Raw genomic sequence first — 18637 nt, 5'->3', positions numbered from 1 at the left:
GAACAGATCTGGATCAGACTTCGTCGGGGCTGCGCAGGTTGGTGACTGCGATTCGCTGTTCGCGGCGCTGTTCCTTTTGCGAAGGCATCTCGGCGCGGTACACGCCTTGATCGCCGACGACCCAGGAAAGCGGGCGACGCTCCTGGCCAATCGACTCCTGCAGCAGCATCAGGCCTTGCAGGAAAGCTTCAGGGCGGGGCGGGCAGCCAGGCACGTAGACGTCCACGGGCAGGAACTTGTCCACTCCCTGAACCACGGAGTAGATGTCGTACATGCCACCGGAGTTGGCGCACGAGCCCATGGAGATGACCCACTTCGGCTCGAGCATTTGCTCGTAGAGACGCTGAATGATCGGCGCCATCTTGATGAAGCAGGTACCGGCGATAACCATGAAATCCGCCTGGCGCGGCGATGCCCGGATAACCTCGGCGCCAAAGCGCGCGATGTCGTGGGGCGCCGTGAAGGCAGTGGTCATTTCCACGTAGCAGCACGAAAGGCCGAAGTTGTACGGCCACAGGGAGTTTTTACGCCCCCAGTTGACTGCACCGCTCAGCACGTCTTCGAGCTTGCCCATGAAGATGTTTTTGTGGACTTGATCTTCTAACGGATCGGAAACGGTTTCCCGCTCGCCGATCGGGTACTGCTCGTTAGGAGCATCCGGGTCGATCCTGGTGAGATTGTATTGCATTGCCAAAGCCTCATTGTTTCAGCTTCGCCTGCCGCTTACGACGAGCTTCCGGAGCCCAGTCAAGGGCGCCCACTCGAAATAGGTAGACAAGACCTGCCAACAGAATTGCTATGAAAACGAGAGCTTCGACGAATCCGGTCCAGCCGCTTTCGCGGACGGACACAGACCATGCAAAGAGAAAGAGGGCTTCGATATCGAAGATCACGAACAACATCGCGACCAGATAGAATTTGGCTGAGAGCCGCAAGCGGGCGCCACCTGTAGGTAGCATGCCGGACTCGAACGGTTCGTTTTTGCTGCGGCCCCAGGCTTTTGACCCGAGGAGGCTGGAGACGCCGAGCATGAAGGCACAAAGGCCGCCGACACCCAGAAGGAAAATGGCAAAGCCCCAGTTGTGGGCCATGAGTCCTGTCGCTTCGGGCATGCTGGTAATCCTTAACAGAGAGCAAGGGTCTCTGAGCTTGATAAAGAAATAAAGCAGTGACGATATGTCGCAGCGCAATCAATCGCGGTGATTTTATGGCTAAACACCGTGCAAGTAAAATTCCTATAGCGAAATTATTTATAGGAATAAGGACATAGCGCACCTGCGAGGCCCTGCAGCCCGTGCGGTACGGGCATTAGCCGGGGTTTTGTTAATTATGTTTTGTGGCGGTTGCAATGAATATAGTTCGAGCTAAATGATAATCAATATTATTTGGGGTGGTTTTTAAACTATTCCAAGGTCGGGTAGCGGCTAAGTTACGGTTACTTGCGTGCTACAGCAAGTTGCCAGGGCGCAGTTTTTAACCGTTTTGGCCATTGTCGATACCGCTCTGGATCAATGTTTTGCTTCATGCGCCACGGTCTCCTGTAGGCGTGTGCTTGCTCGCGAAAAAGCCTTCGGAAAAAAAAGCCTTCGGAAAACGCGGTCGTTCAAGCAGGGCGCATTATCGTTGGAGTCCTTCGCGAGCAAGCCGCAAGCGGGCGCTCGCTCCTACAGGGGGGCTGTGTTACTGAGAAATGCCACGCAAAAAAACGCCCCGAACCAGTCGGGGCGTCAGATTTTCGGCATTGCAGTTAGCTTTCTACCAGGTCTGCGATGGCCGTGTGCTCAAGGCGAAGTCGATCAGTGGAACTGTTCTTCTTCGGTGGAGCCGGTCAGTGCGGTAACCGAAGACGAGCCACCCTGAATCACGGTGGTCATGTCGTCGAAGTAGCCGGTGCCCACTTCCTGCTGGTGAGCCACGAAGGTGTAACCCTTGGCGGCGTCAGCGAATTCCTGCTCCTGCAGCTTCACGTAGGCGGTCATGTCGTTGCGGGCGTAGTCGTGCGCCAGGTTGAACATGCTGTGCCACATGTTGTGAATGCCGGCCAGGGTGATGAACTGGTGCTTGTAACCCATGGCGGACAGTTCGCGCTGGAACTTGGCGATGGTCGCGTCGTCCAGGTTTTTCTTCCAGTTGAAGGAAGGCGAGCAGTTGTACGACAGCAGTTGGTCCGGGTATTCCTTCTTGATCGCTTCAGCGAAGCGACGAGCTTCGTCCAGGTCCGGCTTGGCGGTTTCGCACCAGATCAGGTCGGCGTATGGCGCGTAAGCCAGGCCGCGGGCGATGGCCTGGTCCAGACCGGCGCGCACTTTGTAGAAACCTTCCTGGGTACGTTCGCCAGTCACGAATGGCTGGTCGTACGGGTCGCAGTCGGAAGTCAGCAGGTCAGCGGCGTTGGCGTCGGTACGGGCCAGGATGATGGTCGGTGTACCGGCAACGTCAGCTGCCAGACGAGCAGCGGTCAGCTTCTGTACCGCTTCCTGGGTAGGAACCAGTACCTTGCCGCCCATGTGGCCGCACTTCTTCACGGAAGCCAGTTGGTCTTCGAAGTGAACGCCGGCAGCGCCTGCCTCGATCATGCTCTTCATCAGCTCGTAGGCGTTCAGTACGCCGCCGAAACCGGCTTCGGCGTCAGCCACGATTGGAGCGAAGTAGTCGATGTAGCCTTCATCGCCCGGGCCTTTGCCGGCTTTCCACTGGATCTGGTCAGCACGACGGAACGAGTTGTTGATGCGCTTGACGACGGTGGGTACCGAGTCAACCGGGTACAGCGACTGGTCCGGGTACATCGATTCGGCGGAGTTGTTGTCCGCGGCCACTTGCCAGCCCGACAGGTAGATCGCCTGGATGCCGGCTTTGACTTGTTGCACAGCCTGGCCGCCGGTCAGGGCACCCATGCAGTTGACGAAATCTTTCTCAGGGCGGAAGGACGGCTTGGCGCCCTGGGTCACCAGGTTCCACAGCTTCTCGGCGCCCAGTTTTGCAAAGGTGTGCTCAGGTTGAACCGAGCCGCGCAGGCGGACGACGTCAGCAGCGGAGTAAGCGCGTGTCACGCCTTTCCAGCGTGGGTTTTCAGCCCAGTCTTTTTCGAGGGCTGCAATTTGCTGTTCGCGTGTCAGTGCCATGGAGATAAACCTCGTCGCATAGGTCTTGGTGGAAAATTCCGTTTGCCGGGTACGCGTGTCAATAGGCGTAACAGGCTGCTCGCTGACCAGAAGCTTGCCGGTCAAGGCGGATTTGGCGGGGGTGGCGACGGGATGAACGATGGGCTCGAGGGTGGAGGCTGAGCAGGTAAGGGCGAGCTGTCGGGCGCATTCGGGCGTCGTGGGCCTGGTGCGAACATCAGTGGTGTGCCGGGTTACCTAATTACGCTTCCGTCCCTCGGGACAACTTCGTTCCAGTCGGCAACCTCGTCAAACACACCTTGTGGGCGGTACAGACACGAAACGGCTCGCAGGGTAGTTGCAAGCAACGCTTCGAAGGCCCTTGCCAGGGCCTCTGATTAGCGGGAGCGAGGCCATCATGCCTTTGCTTTTTTGCCTCGTCAAACGTTTTGTAGTGCTTTTTTTCAGGCACTACATCTTTGGTCTAATACGACTAATCAGTCAGTTTTCGGTGAGTTAGTCCAAGGTATCGACTTTCACCCGCAAGGTCAGGTCATCCCGGCCCTGGGTCCCATAGGTACGGGTCATGCCCTGTTTATCGGCCTGGGTCTGGCGGCTGATCCCCGCCAGGGTGATCCATTGGCCCAGTCGACCGCTGACACTTGTGTCGGTGCTTTGCACATTCACTACATCCGCACGTTCCTGGCTCATGCGGTCACGGTTGGTGCTGATGGCCAGGTGCACGGTTTCGCCGGTGACGCTGGCAGTCACGTAGAAACCCTGGGTGACGTTGCGGTATTCGGTCTGGCTTTGCAGGCGGCCGTAGGTGTCGGTCCCAGTGCTGGTGAGCGGGACGCTCTGGCCGGTCTGGATCAGCGCCGGCACGCCTTCACTGGCCTGGATCTGCTGGATGCCACCCTCGCGGCTGGCGGTGCCGTAGCTAATGATCTGAGTCTGCTGGTCGCCGCTGTCCTGTGGGGGGTTCTGGTTGGTGTCGACCGTGATCAACAGGCGTTTTGGCGCAGTGTCGAGCTGGCTGAGCAGGGTCCTAAGTTCGTCGATCCTGGTGGGATCTGCGTTGACGATCAGTTGATTGCCATAGGCGCTGACGGTGCCGTCCTTGCCGATGAAATGCTGCGCCACGGGTAGCAGGTCGGCACTGGTGCGGTGGTTGAGCGGTACCACTTCGGTCGCCGCCGTGGCCGCAAAGCTGCAGCCGAGCAGCAGGGTGGTCAGCAGGGTGCGTAGGGACATATCCGTTATCTCCGCATTCAAGTGTCTTGATAGTGCCAGTTTGTCGGCCTGCGGTGGAGCAAGTTGAATCGTAGGCAGCAAAACGCCCCGGCATCGGTGGATGGCGGGGCGTTTTGAGTGGTTTGATAGTGCCATCGCGGGCCGGGCGGCGCTCCGCTTGCCCGCGATGGCCACAGCCCGGTTTCAGGCCGAGTCACGCACCATGTCGACATGAGGAATCCCGGCTTCCAGGAACTCTTCACTGACAATCTTGAAGCCCAGGCGCTCATAGAACGCCGTGGCCTGCACCTGGGCGCTGAGCATCTGCTGCTTGAGCCCCCGCGCCTCGGCTTCGCCGATTACCGCTTGCATCAAGGCGTCGCCGACTTTCAGGCCGCGCCAGTCCTTGAGCACCGAGACCCGGCCAATGTGGCCGTCGGGCAGCAGGCGGGCGGTACCGATCGGAAAGTCGCCTTCAAGGGCGAGGAAATGCACGGCGCTTGCGTCGTCGGCATCCCATTCCAGCTCGGGTGGAACCGATTGCTCGGCGATGAATACCGCTTCACGAATGCGCCGGATCTCGGCGTTATCCTTTTGCCAGTCTGCGACACGTACGCGAATCTTATTCATCGGCAAACCCCAGGCTACCTTGCTTGACCAGTTCGCACAGCAGGCCGCGGCCGTCTTCGTCGCTCAGCCAATGGCCGAGGTTGTCGACGTGCAGCGCGTCGGCGGCGCAAATCATTTTCAGCAGCTCGCGCAGCTTGCCCGGCAGGTAACGGCTCTGGCCGCTGGCAAACAGCAGCAGGTCGTCGTCGACTTCGGACCAGGCCAGGCGCGCGCTCGGGTTGCGAATCAGCACCGCACCTTGTTCCAGGGCGCCAAGGAAGTCGTCCTCGGTCACGTCTTCCGGGCCTGCGACCAACTCAGGGTAGCGCGGTTCGGTCATGAACTGGCCGAACCAGGTCAGCAACAGGCGCTCGTCGCTCATGTGCTCGGCCAGCAGGCCTTTCAAGCGGTCGAGTGCGTCATGCTGGATCTGGTGCGGGTCGGCGGCCGGTTGTGCGTCGGCGTCGGTGTAGCGCTCTTCATCAGGCAGGAACTGGCTGAGGAAGTCAGTGAAGTGGGTCAGCACTTCAGCGGCGCTCGGCGCGCGGAAGCCTACCGAGTAGGTCAGGCAGTCATCCACGGCGACGCCGCAGTGGGCCAGGCGTGGCGGCAGGTAGAGCATGTCGCCCGGCTCCAGGACCCACTCGTCGGTGGCTTCGAAGTCGGCCAGGATGCGCAGGTCGGCGTGTTGCAGCAGCGGGCTCTCGGAGTCGCACATCTGGCCGATTTTCCAGTTGCGCTGGCCATGGCCTTGCAGCAGGAACACATCGTAATTGTCAAAGTGCGGGCCAACACTGCCACCTGGGGCGGCGAAGCTGATCATCACGTCGTCGATGCGCCAGCTCGGCAGGAAGCGGAAGTTTTCCAGCAGTTCGCTGACTTCTGGTACGAACTGGTCGACAGCCTGCACCAGCAGGGTCCAGTCACGCTCCGGCAGCTTGCTGAACTCGTCTTCGGCGAACGGGCCGCGACGCAATTCCCAAGGGCGCTCGCCGTGCTCGATGACCAGGCGCGATTCGACTTCTTCTTCCAGGGCCAGGCCGGCCAGTTCGTCGGCGTCGATCGGGCTTTCGAAGTCAGGGATTGCCTGGCGGATCAGCAGCGGTTTTTTCTGCCAGTAGTCGCGCAGGAACTCGCGTGCAGTGATGCCGCCCAGAAGTTGCAGAGGAATATCAGGATTCATGTGTAACCTATTGAAAAAAAGCACTTTTCAGACGGGAATAAAAACGCCCGGCGCTGCCGGGCGTCTCAAACGGGTCAAGCGGTCGATCAGATGCGTCGAGCTTGCTCGACTGCGTTACCGATGTAGTTGGCCGGGGTGAGCAGTTTCAGCTCGGCCTTGGCCTCGGCAGGCATGTCCAGTGCATCGATGAAAGTCTGCAGCGCTTCAGGGCTGATGCCCTTGCCGCGGGTCAATTCTTTGAGCTTTTCGTACGGGTTTTCGATGTTGTAGCGGCGCATCACGGTCTGGATCGGCTCGGCCAATACTTCCCAGCACGCGTCCAGGTCAGCGGCGATTTTCTGCGCGTTGAGCTCCAGCTTGCTGATGCCTTTGAGGCTGGCTTCGTACGCGATCACGCTGTGGGCAAAGCCCACGCCAAGGTTGCGCAGTACGGTGGAGTCGGTCAGGTCGCGCTGCCAGCGGGAGATCGGCAGTTTGCTCGCCAGGTGCTGGAACAGTGCGTTGGCGATACCCAGGTTGCCTTCGGAGTTTTCGAAGTCGATCGGGTTGACCTTGTGCGGCATGGTCGAGGAACCGATTTCGCCAGCGATGGTGCGCTGTTTGAAATAACCCAGGGAGATGTAGCCCCAGATGTCACGGTCGAAGTCGATCAGGATGGTGTTGAAGCGTGCAATCGCGTCGAACAGTTCGGCGATGTAGTCGTGCGGCTCGATCTGGGTGGTGTACGGGTTGAAGCCCAGGCCCAGTTCGTCTTCGATGAAGGCGCGGGCGTTGGCTTCCCAGTCGATCTGCGGGTAGGCCGACAGGTGCGCGTTGTAGTTGCCTACGGCGCCGTTGATCTTGCCCAGCAGTGGCACGGCAGCGACCTGGGCGATCTGGCGCTCCAGGCGGTACACCACGTTGGCCAGCTCTTTGCCCAGGGTGGTCGGCGAAGCCGGTTGCCCGTGGGTGCGCGACAGCATCGGCACGTCGGCGAAGCGGATCGCCAGTTCACGGATGGCGTCAGCGGTCTGGCGCATCAGCGGCAGCATCACGTCATCACGGCCTTCGCGCAGCATCAGGGCGTGGGACAGGTTGTTGATGTCCTCGCTGGTGCAGGCAAAGTGGATGAACTCGCTGACGTTGGCCAGTTCCGGCAGCTTGGCCGCTTGCTCTTTGAGCAGGTATTCGATGGCCTTGACGTCGTGGTTGGTGGTGCGCTCGATCTCTTTGACGCGCTCGGCGTGCTCCAGCGAGAAGTTCTCGGCCAGTTCATTGAGAACGGCGTTGGCTTGCGCGGAGAAGGCGGGCACTTCAGGGATGGCGGCGTGAGCGGCCAGGCGTTGAAGCCAGCGCACTTCCACCAGGACGCGAGCACGGATCAGGCCGTATTCGCTGAAAATCGGCCGCAGGGCCTGGGTTTTGCCGGCGTAGCGGCCGTCAACAGGGGAAACCGCAGTGAGCGAAGAGAGCTGCATGGGGTGTTCTCGGACAGTCGGGCAACGAAATGGGGCGCGTATCATACATGAAAAAATCCGCCGGTCCGTTGCCAACTGACCAGCGTATTACGCCTAACACGGTGTACAGGACCCTTGATGCGACTTATTCGTTGCGCATCAATGGGTAAAGTTCTTTGAGCAATTTGCGACGGCTGATCACCAACTGCCAGCGGTGCCCACCCAGTTGCCGCCACAGGCGTGCCGAGCGGATCCCGGCCAGCAACAGGGCGCGGATTTTCGAGGCGTTGCTGGGCTGCTGCAGGTTGCGCATGTCGCCGTGTACCTGGATGCGCTGGCGCAGAGTGCTCAGGGTGTCCTGGTACAAAGCGCCACAGGCGGCAATCACGTTCTCGTGCGCCGGGCCGAAATGTTCAACCTGGGACTGGATCTGGGGCAGGCGCTTGCCGATTTCCGCGAGCATGTCCTCGCGCTTGGCCAGTTGACGCTCAAGGCCGAGCATCGACAGGGCGTAGCGCAGCGGCTCGCGTTGCAGGGTGCTGGGGTCGCGCTCCAGGGCGCCGATCAACGCGCGATAGCCTTCGCGCAGGTTGAGGTCGTCGCCGCCGTAGACTTCCAGGGTGTCCTTGGGGTCGCGGATCAGCAGGCTGCCGAGCATGCAGGTCAGGCCGGCTTCGCTGACCTGGCCGGTCTTGGCGATCTTGTCCACCAGCACGGCGGCCAGGAAGACCCCGCCCAGCGCGGTCAATTGCTCCTGAGTGGGGCTCATGCCTTGCTGCTCCAGGGTTCTGCAACTTCGATGACGCCGCCACCGAGGCAGATTTCACCGTCATAGAACACCACGGACTGACCAGGCGTGACGGCGCGTTGCGGCTCATCGAAGGTGGCGCGATAGCCGGTCGCGGTTTGTTCCAGGGTGCAGGCCTGGTCGTTCTGGCGGTAGCGGACCTTGGCGGTCAGGCGGCGCGGCTGGCTCAGGTCGACCGGGTTGACCCAGTAGATCTCGGAGGCGAGCAGGGCGCCGGAGAACAGCCATGGGTGGTTGTTGCCCTGGCCAACGATCAACTCGTTGTGCTCAAGGTCCTTGACCAGCACGTACCAGGGCTCGTCGCCGGCGTCTTTCAAGCCGCCGATGCCCAGGCCCTGGCGTTGGCCGATGGTGTGGTACATCAGGCCGTGGTGGCGGCCGATCACTTCACCTTCGGTGGTCTTGATTTCGCCTGGCTGGGCCGGCAGGTATTGCTTGAGGAAGTCGCTGAAGCGCCGTTCACCGATAAAGCAGATGCCGGTGGAGTCTTTCTTCTTGGCCGTGGCCAGGTCGTGTTTCTCGGCGATTGCGCGCACTTGCGGTTTTTCCAGTTCGCCGACCGGAAACAGGGTCTTGGCGATCTGTTCACCGCCGACGGCGTGCAGGAAGTAGCTCTGGTCCTTGTTCGGGTCCAGGCCCTTGAGCAGTTCGGTGCGGCCATCAATGTCGCGGCGGCGCACGTAGTGGCCGGTGGCGATCAGGTCGGCGCCGAGCATCATGGCGTAGTCGAGGAACGCCTTGAACTTGATCTCACGGTTGCACAGGATGTCCGGGTTCGGGGTGCGACCGGCTTTGTACTCGGCCAGGAAGTGCTCGAACACGTTGTCCCAGTACTCGGCGGCGAAGTTGGCGGTGTGCAGCTTGATGCCGATTTTGTCGCACACGGCCTGGGCGTCGGCCAGGTCATCCATGGCGGTGCAATAGTCCGTACCGTCGTCCTCTTCCCAGTTCTTCATGAACAGGCCTTCCACCTGGTAACCCTGCTCGATCAGCAGTAGGGCGGAAACGGAAGAGTCCACGCCGCCGGACATGCCGACAATGACGCGCTTCGATTGGGTGTCAGAAGGGGCTGGATCACGCATGGGAATTTAATGAGTGTCTTGAAAAAGGACGCGATTCTAACAGGCTGGCGCCCGCAAGGCTAAAGAGAAGGACGGATCAGTTCGAGACTGAAGCAATTTCCCTGCAGGTAATCGTCGATGCAGCGGATGATCAGCTCGCTGCGCCAGCTTTCGCGCTGGGCTAGCAATTCGTCCCGAGTCAGCCACTTGGCGCCGACGATGCCGTCGTCCAGTGGGTAATCGGGGTGGTGCTTGATGGCTTTGGCGATAAAGCAGACCCGTTGATAGGTCACGCCGTTGCTGGGGGCGGTGTAGAGATAAATGCCTACCACGCCGGTCGGCTCGACGTCCCAGCCGGTCTCTTCGAGGGTTTCGCGTACGGCGGCTTCGGTCAGGGTCTCATCCGGATCCAGGTGGCCGGCGGGCTGGTTCAGTACGTTGCGCCCGGCTTTGTGCTCTTCAACCATGAGGAAACGGCCGTTGTCCTCGACGATGGTGGCGACGGTGATGTGGGGTAGCCAATCCATGCAGCTTCCTCGGTTTCTGGTATTGGAATAAAAAACAGTGTGGGAGCGAGCTTGCTCGCGATTGCGGCGGATCAGTTCACACCAATGCTGAATGATATATCGCTATCGCGAGCAAGCTCGCTCCCACATTGGTTCGGTTTTGGCAAATAGATAGGTGTCATCGCCACAAACAGAAACCCCGGCACTAGGCCGGGGCTTCTTTGCATCCTTACAACCTTACACCAGCGCAGCAATCGCCGCGTTGAAGGTGTTGCTCGGGCGCATGGCCTGGCTGATCAGCTCGGCATTGGCGTGGTAGTAACCGCCGATGTCCACTGGCTTGCCCTGGACGGCGTTGAGCTCGGCAACGATGGTTGCCTCGTTCTCGGTCAGGGTGCTGGCCAGTTGGCTGAACTGCGCTTGCAGGGCCGTGTCTTCGCTCTGGGCGGCCAGTGCTTGTGCCCAGTACAGCGCCAAGTAGAAGTGGCTGCCGCGGTTGTCGATGTTGCCGACTTTGCGCGATGGCGACTTGTTGTTGTCGAGGAACTGGCCGGTAGCCTGGTCCAGGGTCTTGGCCAACACCAACGCTTTAGGGTTGTTGTAGGTTACGCCCAGGTGTTCCAGGGACGCGGCCAGGGCCAGGAACTCGCCCAGCGAATCCCAACGCAGGAAGTTTTCTTCCAGCAGTTGTTGCACGTGCTTGGGGGCCGAACCGCCAGCGCCGGTTTCGAACAGGCCGCCACCGTTCATCAGCGGCACGATCGACAGCATCTTGGCGCTGGTGCCCAGTTCCATGATCGGGAACAGGTCGGTCAGGTAGTCGCGCAACACGTTGCCGGTCACCGAGATGGTGTCCTTGCCTTCGCGGGTGCGCTGCAGGGTGAACTTCATGGCGTCGACCGGTGCCATGATCTGGATGTCCAGGCCGGCGGTGTCGTGGTCCTTCAGGTAAGCCTGGACCTTCTCGATCACCACGCCATCGTGGGCGCGCATTGGGTCCAGCCAGAAAATCGCTGGGGTGGCGCTGGCGCGGGCACGGTTCACGGCCAGTTTGACCCAGTCCTGGATCGGCGCGTCCTTGGTCTGGCACATGCGGAAGATGTCGCCGGCTTCAACCGGTTGCTCCAGCAGGGTGCGGCCAGCGCTGTCGGAAACACGAACCACACCGTCAGCCTTGATCTGGAAGGTCTTGTCGTGGGAGCCGTACTCTTCGGCTTTCTTCGCCATCAGGCCAACGTTTGGCACGCTGCCCATGGTGGTTGGGTCGAAGGCGCCATTGAACTTGCAGTCTTCAATCACTGCCTGGTAGATGGTGGCGTAGCAGCGATCCGGGATCACGGCCTTGGTGTCGTGCAGTTGACCGTCGGTGCCCCACATTTTGCCGGAGTCACGGATCATGGCCGGCATCGATGCGTCGACGATCACGTCGCTTGGCACGTGCAGGTTGGTGATGCCTTTGTCGGAGTTGACCATCGCCAGGGAAGGGCGAGCGGCGTAGACCGCCTGGATGTCGGCTTCGATCTGCGCTTGCTGGTCGGCCGGCAGGGCCTTGATGCGAGCGTACAGGTCGCCGATGCCGTTGTTCAGGTTGAAGCCGATCTGTGCCAGCACGTCTGCGTGCTTGGCCAGGGCGTCTTTATAGAACTCGGCAACGATCTGGCCGAACATGATCGGGTCGGAAACCTTCATCATGGTGGCTTTGAGGTGGACCGACAGCAGCACGCCCTTGGCCTTGGCGTCTTCGATCTCGGCGGCGATGAAGCTGCGCAGGGCGTTTTTGCTCATGACCGCGCAATCGAGGATCTCACCGGCTTGTACGGTGGTCTTTGCCTTCAGGACGGTGGAGGTGCCGTCCTGGGCGATCAGTTCGATTTTCACGGCGTCAGCGGCGTCGATCAGGGCGGCCTTTTCGCTGCCGTAGAAATCGCCGGTGCTCATGTGCGCAACGTGGGACTTGGAGTCCTTGGCCCAGGCGCCCATCTTGTGCGGGTGCTTGCGAGCGTAGTTCTTGACCGACAGCGGCGCGCGGCGGTCGGAGTTGCCTTCGCGCAGAACCGGGTTTACCGCGCTGCCCTTGACCTTGTCGTAACGAGCCTTGGCGTCTTTGTCGGCATCGCTGGTCACGGTTTCCGGGTAGTCCGGCAGTGCATAGCCCTGGGCTTGCAGTTCTTTGATCGCGGCTTGCAGTTGCGGTACCGAAGCACTGATGTTCGGCAGCTTGATGATGTTGGCTTCAGGCGTAACGGCCAGGGCGCCCAGTTCGGCGAGGTGGTCGGCTACGGCTTTGTCACCCAGTTGCTCGGGGAAGCTTGCCAGGATGCGCCCTGCAAGGGAGATATCGCGGGTTTCCACGGCAATATCGGCGGAAGCGGTAAAGGCTTCTACGATCGGGAGCAGGGAATAGGTGGCGAGGGCGGGAGCTTCGTCGGTGAAGGTGTAGATGATCTTCGAGCGGGTGGGCATATTCGGATTAACTCTCTTCTTTGCTAAAAGCGTGCGCGGAAATTCGAGGGGCGCCGGGTAAGCGCGTTCGTTCAAAGTCATCCATGAGCCGAATGTCGAGATTTCGTCGCGGTGATGTTGGGTGCATCAGTCGAGCGTCAAGCGCTCGGGTTGCGGTAACAACCCGGCTTTTCGGGCCGAAACTCTTGTAGTAGAGGGCTCGGCCGTCGTGACTCTGTGGTCAGCGGCGGCATTATACATAGGTAGCTGGCAAAACGCCGATGGTTCATACACCTCTGGTCTCGTCCATTGGTCTAAAGGTCGCACCCGGTGCTGCGGCGTAGAGTCGCTCCACGTGCTTGAGTTTGGCAGTTTCCCCTTTGCTTTCATGCTTGTAGGCCGCGAACTGGGTAGCTTGGCGGCAGATCAGTGGAACATGAGGTTCCCGTGCAGATTCAACTGGGGTACGCTCGAACGCAGCCAGATGTTCAATCCACACAACGGAGTTCAGCATGGGATACAAGAAGATTCAGGTTCCAGCAGTCGGCGACAAAATCACCGTCAATGCAGACCATTCTCTCAATGTTCCTAACAACCCGATCATCCCTTTCATTGAAGGTGATGGTATTGGTGTTGATATCAGCCCGGTCATGATCAAGGTTGTCGATGCTGCTGTTAAGAAGGCTTACGGCGGCGAACGCAAGATTTCCTGGATGGAAGTGTATGCCGGGGAAAAAGCGACTCAGGTTTACGATCAGGACACCTGGCTGCCTCAGGAAACCCTGGACGCAGTCAAGGATTACGTGGTTTCCATCAAGGGCCCGCTGACCACGCCGGTCGGTGGCGGTATCCGTTCCCTCAACGTTGCACTGCGTCAGCAGCTGGATCTGTATGTGTGCCTGCGCCCGGTGCGCTGGTTCGAAGGTGTACCGAGCCCGGTGAAAAAGCCTGGTGACGTCGACATGACCATCTTCCGTGAGAACTCGGAAGACATCTACGCCGGTATCGAGTGGAAAGCCGGTTCGCCGGAAGCGACCAAGGTCATCAAGTTCCTGAAAGAGGAAATGGGTGTCACCAAGATTCGTTTCGACGAAAACTGCGGCATCGGCGTCAAGCCGGTTTCCCTGGAAGGCACCAAGCGTCTGGCGCGCAAGGCCCTGCAATATGTGGTCGACAATGATCGCGACTCGCTGACCATCGTCCACAAAGGCAACATCATGAAGTTCACCGAAGGTGCCTTCAAGGAGTGGGCCTACGAAGTGGCGGCCGAAGAGTTCGGCGCGACCCTGCTCGACGGCGGTCCGTGGATGCAGTTCAAGAACCCGAAAACCGGCAAGAACGTCATCGTCAAGGATGCCATCGCCGATGCCATGCTCCAGCAGATCCTGCTGCGCCCGGCGGAATACGACGTGATCGCGACCCTGAACCTGAACGGCGACTACCTGTCCGACGCTCTGGCGGCTGAAGTCGGCGGTATCGGTATCGCGCCAGGTGCCAACCTGTCCGACACCGTGGCCATGTTCGAAGCCACCCACGGTACCGCACCCAAGTACGCCGGCAAGGACCAGGTCAACCCGGGGTCGCTGATCCTTTCCGCAGAAATGATGCTGCGTCACATGGGCTGGACCGAAGCGGCCGACCTGATCATCAAGGGCACCAACGGCGCCATCTCGGCCAAGACCGTGACCTATGACTTCGAACGCCTGATGGAAGGCGCCAAGCTGCTGTCTTCTTCGGCGTTTGGTGATGCCCTGATCTCGCACATGTGAGCTGAGCGGCATTAAACACAAAACCGGCCGGCTCAAGTGATTGAGCCGGCCGGTTTTTTTTGTGGGAAACCTGCAGTCGGTAGGGGTCTCAGGCGGTAACGGGGTGTTCCTGCGGGGAGGTGTCGATTGCGCTGGTTTCTGTGGCGGCGCCGATATTCACGGCGTGCAGGCCCTTGGGGCCCTGGATGATCTCGAAGCTCACCGCTTGGCCGGCCTTCAAGGTCTTGTAGCCCTCCATCTGGATCGCCGAGAAGTGGGCGAACAGATCTTCCGTTTTGCCGTCTTCGATGATGAAACCGTAACCCTTGGCATTGTTGAACCACTTGACCTTGCCATTGATCTTGACGCCTGACATACCCAACTCCCTCTGCAACAGACTCCATCACTGGAGTATCATCCAGTTGATCCTGGTCAAATCCTGCAAATAGGGTTTGACGGCACGGACCTTTTTTACCCACTGTGGGCTCTATTGGTTGTAACACTGATTTGCCGATAGTCAAGGCGACCGGACAGTCAGAGTTGAAAAGCTCTGGGACCGCCCCCACCACTGTATTCAGCTCAACTGACGAACCTTTCTTTCCATGCATGCAATCAGCCAGATTCGACTAACATTCAATCAGGATCGCCCGGATTCACACGACGACGATTCCGCAGGCATTGCTGTACAGGAGGCAAAGCCTGCCTTACAGGCACCGCCGATGTACAAGGTGGTTTTGTTCAATGATGACTACACACCGATGGATTTCGTCGTCGAAGTGCTCGAGGTGTTTTTTAACCTGAATCGTGAGCTGGCGACCAAGGTAATGCTGGCCGTCCACACAGAAGGACGGGCAGTATGTGGATTGTTTACCCGCGACATCGCCGAGACCAAGGCCATGCAGGTCAACCAGTACGCCAGGGAAAGCCAGCATCCGCTACTCTGTGAAATCGAGAAGGACGGTTAACGCCGACCACTTGGGTATGAGGTGAAGCTATGTTAAACCGCGAGCTCGAAGTCACCCTCAATCTCGCCTTCAAGGAGGCGCGTTCGAAACGTCATGAGTTCATGACCGTCGAACACCTCCTGTTGGCTCTATTGGATAATGAGGCAGCCGCCACCGTTTTGCGTGCCTGCGGCGCAAACCTCGACAAACTCAAGCACGACCTGCAGGAGTTCATCGACTCCACCACGCCTTTGATCCCCGTTCATGACGAGGATCGTGAAACCCAGCCAACCCTGGGCTTCCAGCGTGTGCTGCAACGTGCTGTCTTCCATGTGCAGAGCTCGGGCAAGCGTGAAGTGACCGGCGCCAACGTGCTGGTCGCAATCTTCAGTGAGCAAGAGAGTCAGGCGGTGTTCCTGCTGAAACAGCAGAGCGTTGCCCGCATCGATGTCGTCAACTACATCGCCCATGGCATTTCCAAGGTGCCAGGGCATGGCGATCACTCTGAAGGTGAGCAAGATATGCAGGACGAAGAGGGTGGTGAATCTTCTTCTTCAAGCAATCCGCTGGACGCTTATGCCAGCAACCTCAACGAACTGGCACGCCAGGGTCGTATCGACCCGCTGGTCGGGCGTGAAATGGAAGTTGAGCGAGTGGCGCAGATTCTCGCGCGCCGGCGCAAGAACAACCCGTTGTTGGTGGGCGAGGCAGGCGTGGGTAAAACCGCGATTGCCGAAGGCCTGGCCAAGCGCATTGTCGATAACCAGGTACCTGATCTGTTGGCCAATGCCGTGGTCTACTCCCTGGATCTCGGTGCACTGCTGGCCGGTACCAAGTACCGCGGCGATTTCGAGAAGCGTTTCAAGGCGCTGCTCAATGAACTGAAAAAACGTCCACAGGCCATTCTGTTCATCGACGAAATCCACACCATCATTGGTGCGGGTGCTGCCTCTGGCGGCGTCATGGACGCTTCGAACCTGCTCAAGCCGCTGCTGTCGTCGGGTGATATCCGCTGCATCGGTTCGACCACTTTCCAGGAATTTCGCGGGATCTTCGAAAAAGACCGCGCCCTGGCACGACGTTTCCAGAAGGTCGATGTCTCGGAGCCTTCGGTGGAGGACACCATTGGCATCCTGCGCGGCCTCAAGGGGCGTTTCGAGGCGCACCACAACATCGAATACAGTGATGAAGCCTTGCGCGCCGCTGCCGAACTGGCCTCGCGCTACATCAACGACCGGCACATGCCGGACAAGGCCATCGACGTCATCGACGAGGCGGGCGCCTACCAGCGTCTGCAGCCGGTCGAGAAGCGCGTAAAACGCATCGAAGTGCCTCAGGTTGAGGACATCGTGGCGAAAATCGCGCGGATTCCGCCCAAGCATGTCACCAGTTCCGACAAGGAGCTGCTGCGCAACCTTGAGCGTGACCTCAAGCTGACGGTATTTGGCCAGGATGCCGCGATCGACTCGCTGTCGACTGCGATCAAACTGTCCCGTGCTGGTCTCAAGTCGCCGGACAAGCCAGTGGGTTCGTTCCTGTTCGCAGGTCCGACCGGTGTCGGCAAGACCGAAGCGGCTCGCCAACTGGCGAAGGCGCTGGGGATCGAGCTGGTGCGGTTCGACATGTCCGAGTACATGGAGCGTCACACCGTATCGCGTCTGATCGGTGCGCCACCGGGTTACGTCGGGTTCGACCAGGGCGGTCTGTTGACCGAAGCCATCACCAAACAGCCGCATTGCGTGTTGTTGCTCGATGAGATCGAGAAGGCGCACCCGGAAGTCTTCAACCTGCTGCTGCAGGTCATGGACCACGGTACGCTCACCGATAACAACGGGCGCAAGGCTGACTTCCGCAACGTGATCGTGATCATGACGACCAACGCCGGCGCCGAAACTGCAGCCCGTGCGTCGATCGGCTTCACCCATCAGGACCACTCGTCCGATGCGATGGAAGTGATCAAGAAGAGCTTCACGCCGGAGTTCCGTAACCGTCTGGACACCATTATCCAGTTTGGTCGCCTCAGTCATGAGGTCATCAAAAGTGTGGTGGACAAGTTCCTTACCGAGCTTCAAGCGCAGTTGGAAGACAAGCGCGTGCAGCTGGAAGTGACCGATGCCGCACGCAGCTGGTTGGCGGCAGGTGGCTACGACTCGGCAATGGGCGCTCGTCCAATGGCTCGCTTGATCCAGGACAAGATCAAGCGTCCGCTAGCGGAGGAGATCCTGTTTGGTGAGTTGGCCGATCATGGTGGGGTGGTGCATATCGATATCAAGGACGGCGAGCTGACCTTCGATTTCGAGACCACGGCGGAAATGGCCTGACGGTTGATTGTGGTAAAGCAAAAAGGCGCCGGGAGGCGCCTTTTTGCTTTTCGGCGTCTGGAAAAGTGAGTCGCTGTAGAAGCGAACCCACCAGAGGCCTTAACCGCAGCAACGGATATGCTCAAAAAGCTAAAGACAAACAAGGCGCAAACAAAAACGCCCGGCATAAACCGGGCGTTTTGTATTGACTTGATTAGCGAGCGCGGTAAGTGATGCGCCCTTTGCTCAAGTCATAGGGCGTCAGCTCGACGCGCACTTTGTCACCGGTAAGAATACGAATGTAGTTCTTGCGCATCTTGCCGGAGATATGCGCGGTTACGACGTGCCCATTTTCCAACTCCACACGAAACATGGTGTTGGGCAGGGTGTCGACGACAGTGCCTTCCATTTCGAAGCTGTCTTCTTTCGACATGCAGTAAAGCCCTCGGTGTCCAATGAATGGCCCGGTGCAACTGCGCCAGGCAAAAGCGGCGTGCATTGTGCCCGAAAAATGGGGTTTAAGCCAAGGGCTTTAGGGTTGACCCTAGTTCAGAACCACCCAGCGCTGATTAATCAGCAGCTCTATGGGGCGATATTGGGTCTTGTAGTTCATTTTTTTGCAGTTCTTGATCCAGTACCCCAGGTACACCGCATCCAGCCCCAGGCGGCTGGCTTCGCCGATTTGCCAGAGGATCGCGTAGCGCCCCAGGCTGCGGCGCTCTTCTGCAGGTTCGTAGAAGGTGTAGACCGCGGATAAACCGTTGGGCAGCAGGTCGGTCACGGCAATGGCCAGCAGTCGGCCCTCCAGGCGGAACTCATAGAACCGGGAAAAGGGCAGGTCGCGCACCAGGAAGGTGGAAAATTGATCGCGACTGGGTGGGTACATGTCGCCATCGGCATGCCGCTGTTCGATGTAGCGCTGGTAAAGGTCGAAGTATTCTTCGCTGAACCCTGGTTTGGCTGGGCGTACCTGCAAATCGGCGTTGCGCTTGAAAATGCGTTTCTGCTGCCGGTTGGGGGTAAATTGCGCCACCGGGATGCGCGCAGGCACACACGCATTGCAGTTCTGGCAATGGGGCCGGTACAGGTGATCGCCGCTGCGCCGAAAACCCATTTCCGACAGGTCTGCGTAGACATGCACATCCATGGGCTGGCTAGGATCGAGGAACAGCGTGGTCGCCTGCTCCTGCGGCAGATAACTGCAGGAATGGGGTTGAGTGGCATAAAACTTGAGACGCGCCAACTCGGTCATGGATCAACCCTCGG

Annotated in this window: 17 protein-coding genes; 3 read left to right on the top strand and 14 right to left on the bottom strand. The window is 59.3% G+C overall.

From position 1 onward, the window contains the following. Positions 1-13: 13 nt before the first annotated feature. From H7995_RS06665 to H7995_RS06615, 11 genes are all read right to left on the bottom strand, one after another. The gene (locus H7995_RS06665; protein WP_074755324.1) at positions 14-688 is read right to left on the bottom strand and encodes a NuoB/complex I 20 kDa subunit family protein; all 675 of its coding nucleotides are present in this window, start codon (positions 686-688) and stop codon (positions 14-16) included. Positions 689-698: 10 nt separating this feature from the next. Continuing rightward, positions 699-1112 carry an NADH-quinone oxidoreductase subunit A gene (locus tag H7995_RS06660; protein WP_007905050.1) on the bottom strand — a complete coding sequence of 138 codons (414 nt, stop codon included), beginning with the start codon at positions 1110-1112 and terminating at the stop codon, positions 699-701. Between the two features lie 684 nt (positions 1113-1796). Then, positions 1797-3122 (bottom strand): isocitrate lyase, encoded by a 1326-nt coding sequence (aceA, locus tag H7995_RS06655; RefSeq protein WP_008032724.1) that lies wholly within the window; start codon positions 3120-3122, stop codon positions 1797-1799. A gap of 495 nt (positions 3123-3617) precedes the next feature. Next, positions 3618-4355 (bottom strand): secretin N-terminal domain-containing protein, encoded by a 738-nt coding sequence (locus H7995_RS06650; protein ID WP_185818144.1) that lies wholly within the window; start codon positions 4353-4355, stop codon positions 3618-3620. Between the two features lie 183 nt (positions 4356-4538). Then, a complete protein-coding gene (locus H7995_RS06645; RefSeq protein ID WP_182341103.1) occupies positions 4539-4964 on the bottom strand; it encodes a GNAT family N-acetyltransferase in 426 nt (141 codons plus the stop codon). After that, positions 4957-6126 carry a ribosomal protein uL16 3-hydroxylase gene (locus tag H7995_RS06640; protein WP_166589925.1) on the bottom strand — a complete coding sequence of 390 codons (1170 nt, stop codon included), beginning with the start codon at positions 6124-6126 and terminating at the stop codon, positions 4957-4959. Before H7995_RS06640 ends, H7995_RS06645 begins: the two co-directional genes overlap by 8 nt. An 86-nt stretch (positions 6127-6212) precedes the next feature. Continuing rightward, entirely contained in the window at positions 6213-7583 is a 1371-nt protein-coding gene (gene purB / locus H7995_RS06635) for an adenylosuccinate lyase (protein ID WP_166589924.1), read from the bottom strand. A gap of 124 nt (positions 7584-7707) precedes the next feature. Then, positions 7708-8331: a high frequency lysogenization protein HflD gene (gene hflD / locus H7995_RS06630; RefSeq protein ID WP_095165225.1), complete on the bottom strand. Its 624-nt coding sequence runs from the start codon at positions 8329-8331 to the stop codon at positions 7708-7710. Then, complete coding sequence (gene mnmA / locus H7995_RS06625) at positions 8328-9452, bottom strand: tRNA 2-thiouridine(34) synthase MnmA (RefSeq protein ID WP_166589923.1); 1125 nt, start codon at positions 9450-9452, stop codon at positions 8328-8330. Before mnmA ends, hflD begins: the two co-directional genes overlap by 4 nt. 59 nt (positions 9453-9511) lie before the next feature. Further along, positions 9512-9958, bottom strand: a complete 447-nt coding sequence (locus tag H7995_RS06620; RefSeq protein WP_166589922.1) for an NUDIX hydrolase — start codon at positions 9956-9958, stop codon at positions 9512-9514. 216 nt (positions 9959-10174) lie between these two features. Further along, complete coding sequence (locus tag H7995_RS06615) at positions 10175-12400, bottom strand: NADP-dependent isocitrate dehydrogenase (protein ID WP_185818143.1); 2226 nt, start codon at positions 12398-12400, stop codon at positions 10175-10177. Positions 12401-12891: 491 nt separating this feature from the next. Here H7995_RS06615 and icd point away from each other — a divergent pair, with 491 nt between their 5' ends. Continuing rightward, positions 12892-14148: an NADP-dependent isocitrate dehydrogenase gene (gene icd / locus H7995_RS06610; RefSeq protein ID WP_007905029.1), complete on the top strand. Its 1257-nt coding sequence runs from the start codon at positions 12892-12894 to the stop codon at positions 14146-14148. Positions 14149-14236: 88 nt separating this feature from the next. Here the strand turns inward: icd and cspD are convergent, their stop codons facing one another. Further along, positions 14237-14503 (bottom strand): cold shock domain-containing protein CspD, encoded by a 267-nt coding sequence (gene cspD, locus H7995_RS06605; protein WP_166589920.1) that lies wholly within the window; start codon positions 14501-14503, stop codon positions 14237-14239. Between the two features lie 226 nt (positions 14504-14729). Here cspD and clpS point away from each other — a divergent pair, with 226 nt between their 5' ends. Together clpS and clpA are read left to right on the top strand one after the other, a co-directional pair. Further along, on the top strand, positions 14730-15092 hold the full coding sequence (gene clpS / locus H7995_RS06600; protein WP_093421263.1) for an ATP-dependent Clp protease adapter ClpS: 363 nt from the start codon (positions 14730-14732) through the stop codon (positions 15090-15092). Positions 15093-15121: 29 nt separating this feature from the next. Beyond that, entirely contained in the window at positions 15122-17392 is a 2271-nt protein-coding gene (gene clpA / locus H7995_RS06595; protein ID WP_095165219.1) for an ATP-dependent Clp protease ATP-binding subunit ClpA, read from the top strand. 193 nt (positions 17393-17585) lie between these two features. Here the strand turns inward: clpA and infA are convergent, their stop codons facing one another. Then, the gene (gene infA, locus H7995_RS06590; RefSeq protein WP_002553999.1) at positions 17586-17804 is read right to left on the bottom strand and encodes a translation initiation factor IF-1; all 219 of its coding nucleotides are present in this window, start codon (positions 17802-17804) and stop codon (positions 17586-17588) included. A 111-nt stretch (positions 17805-17915) separates the two neighbouring features. Continuing rightward, positions 17916-18623: an arginyltransferase gene (locus tag H7995_RS06585; RefSeq protein ID WP_166589919.1), complete on the bottom strand. Its 708-nt coding sequence runs from the start codon at positions 18621-18623 to the stop codon at positions 17916-17918. Positions 18624-18637: the final 14 nt, after the last annotated feature.

It is taken from the genome of Pseudomonas kielensis (genome assembly GCF_014236655.1).
Lineage (GTDB): Bacteria > Pseudomonadota > Gammaproteobacteria > Pseudomonadales > Pseudomonadaceae > Aquipseudomonas > Aquipseudomonas kielensis.
This window is presented reverse-complemented; position numbering and strand designations above follow the sequence as displayed.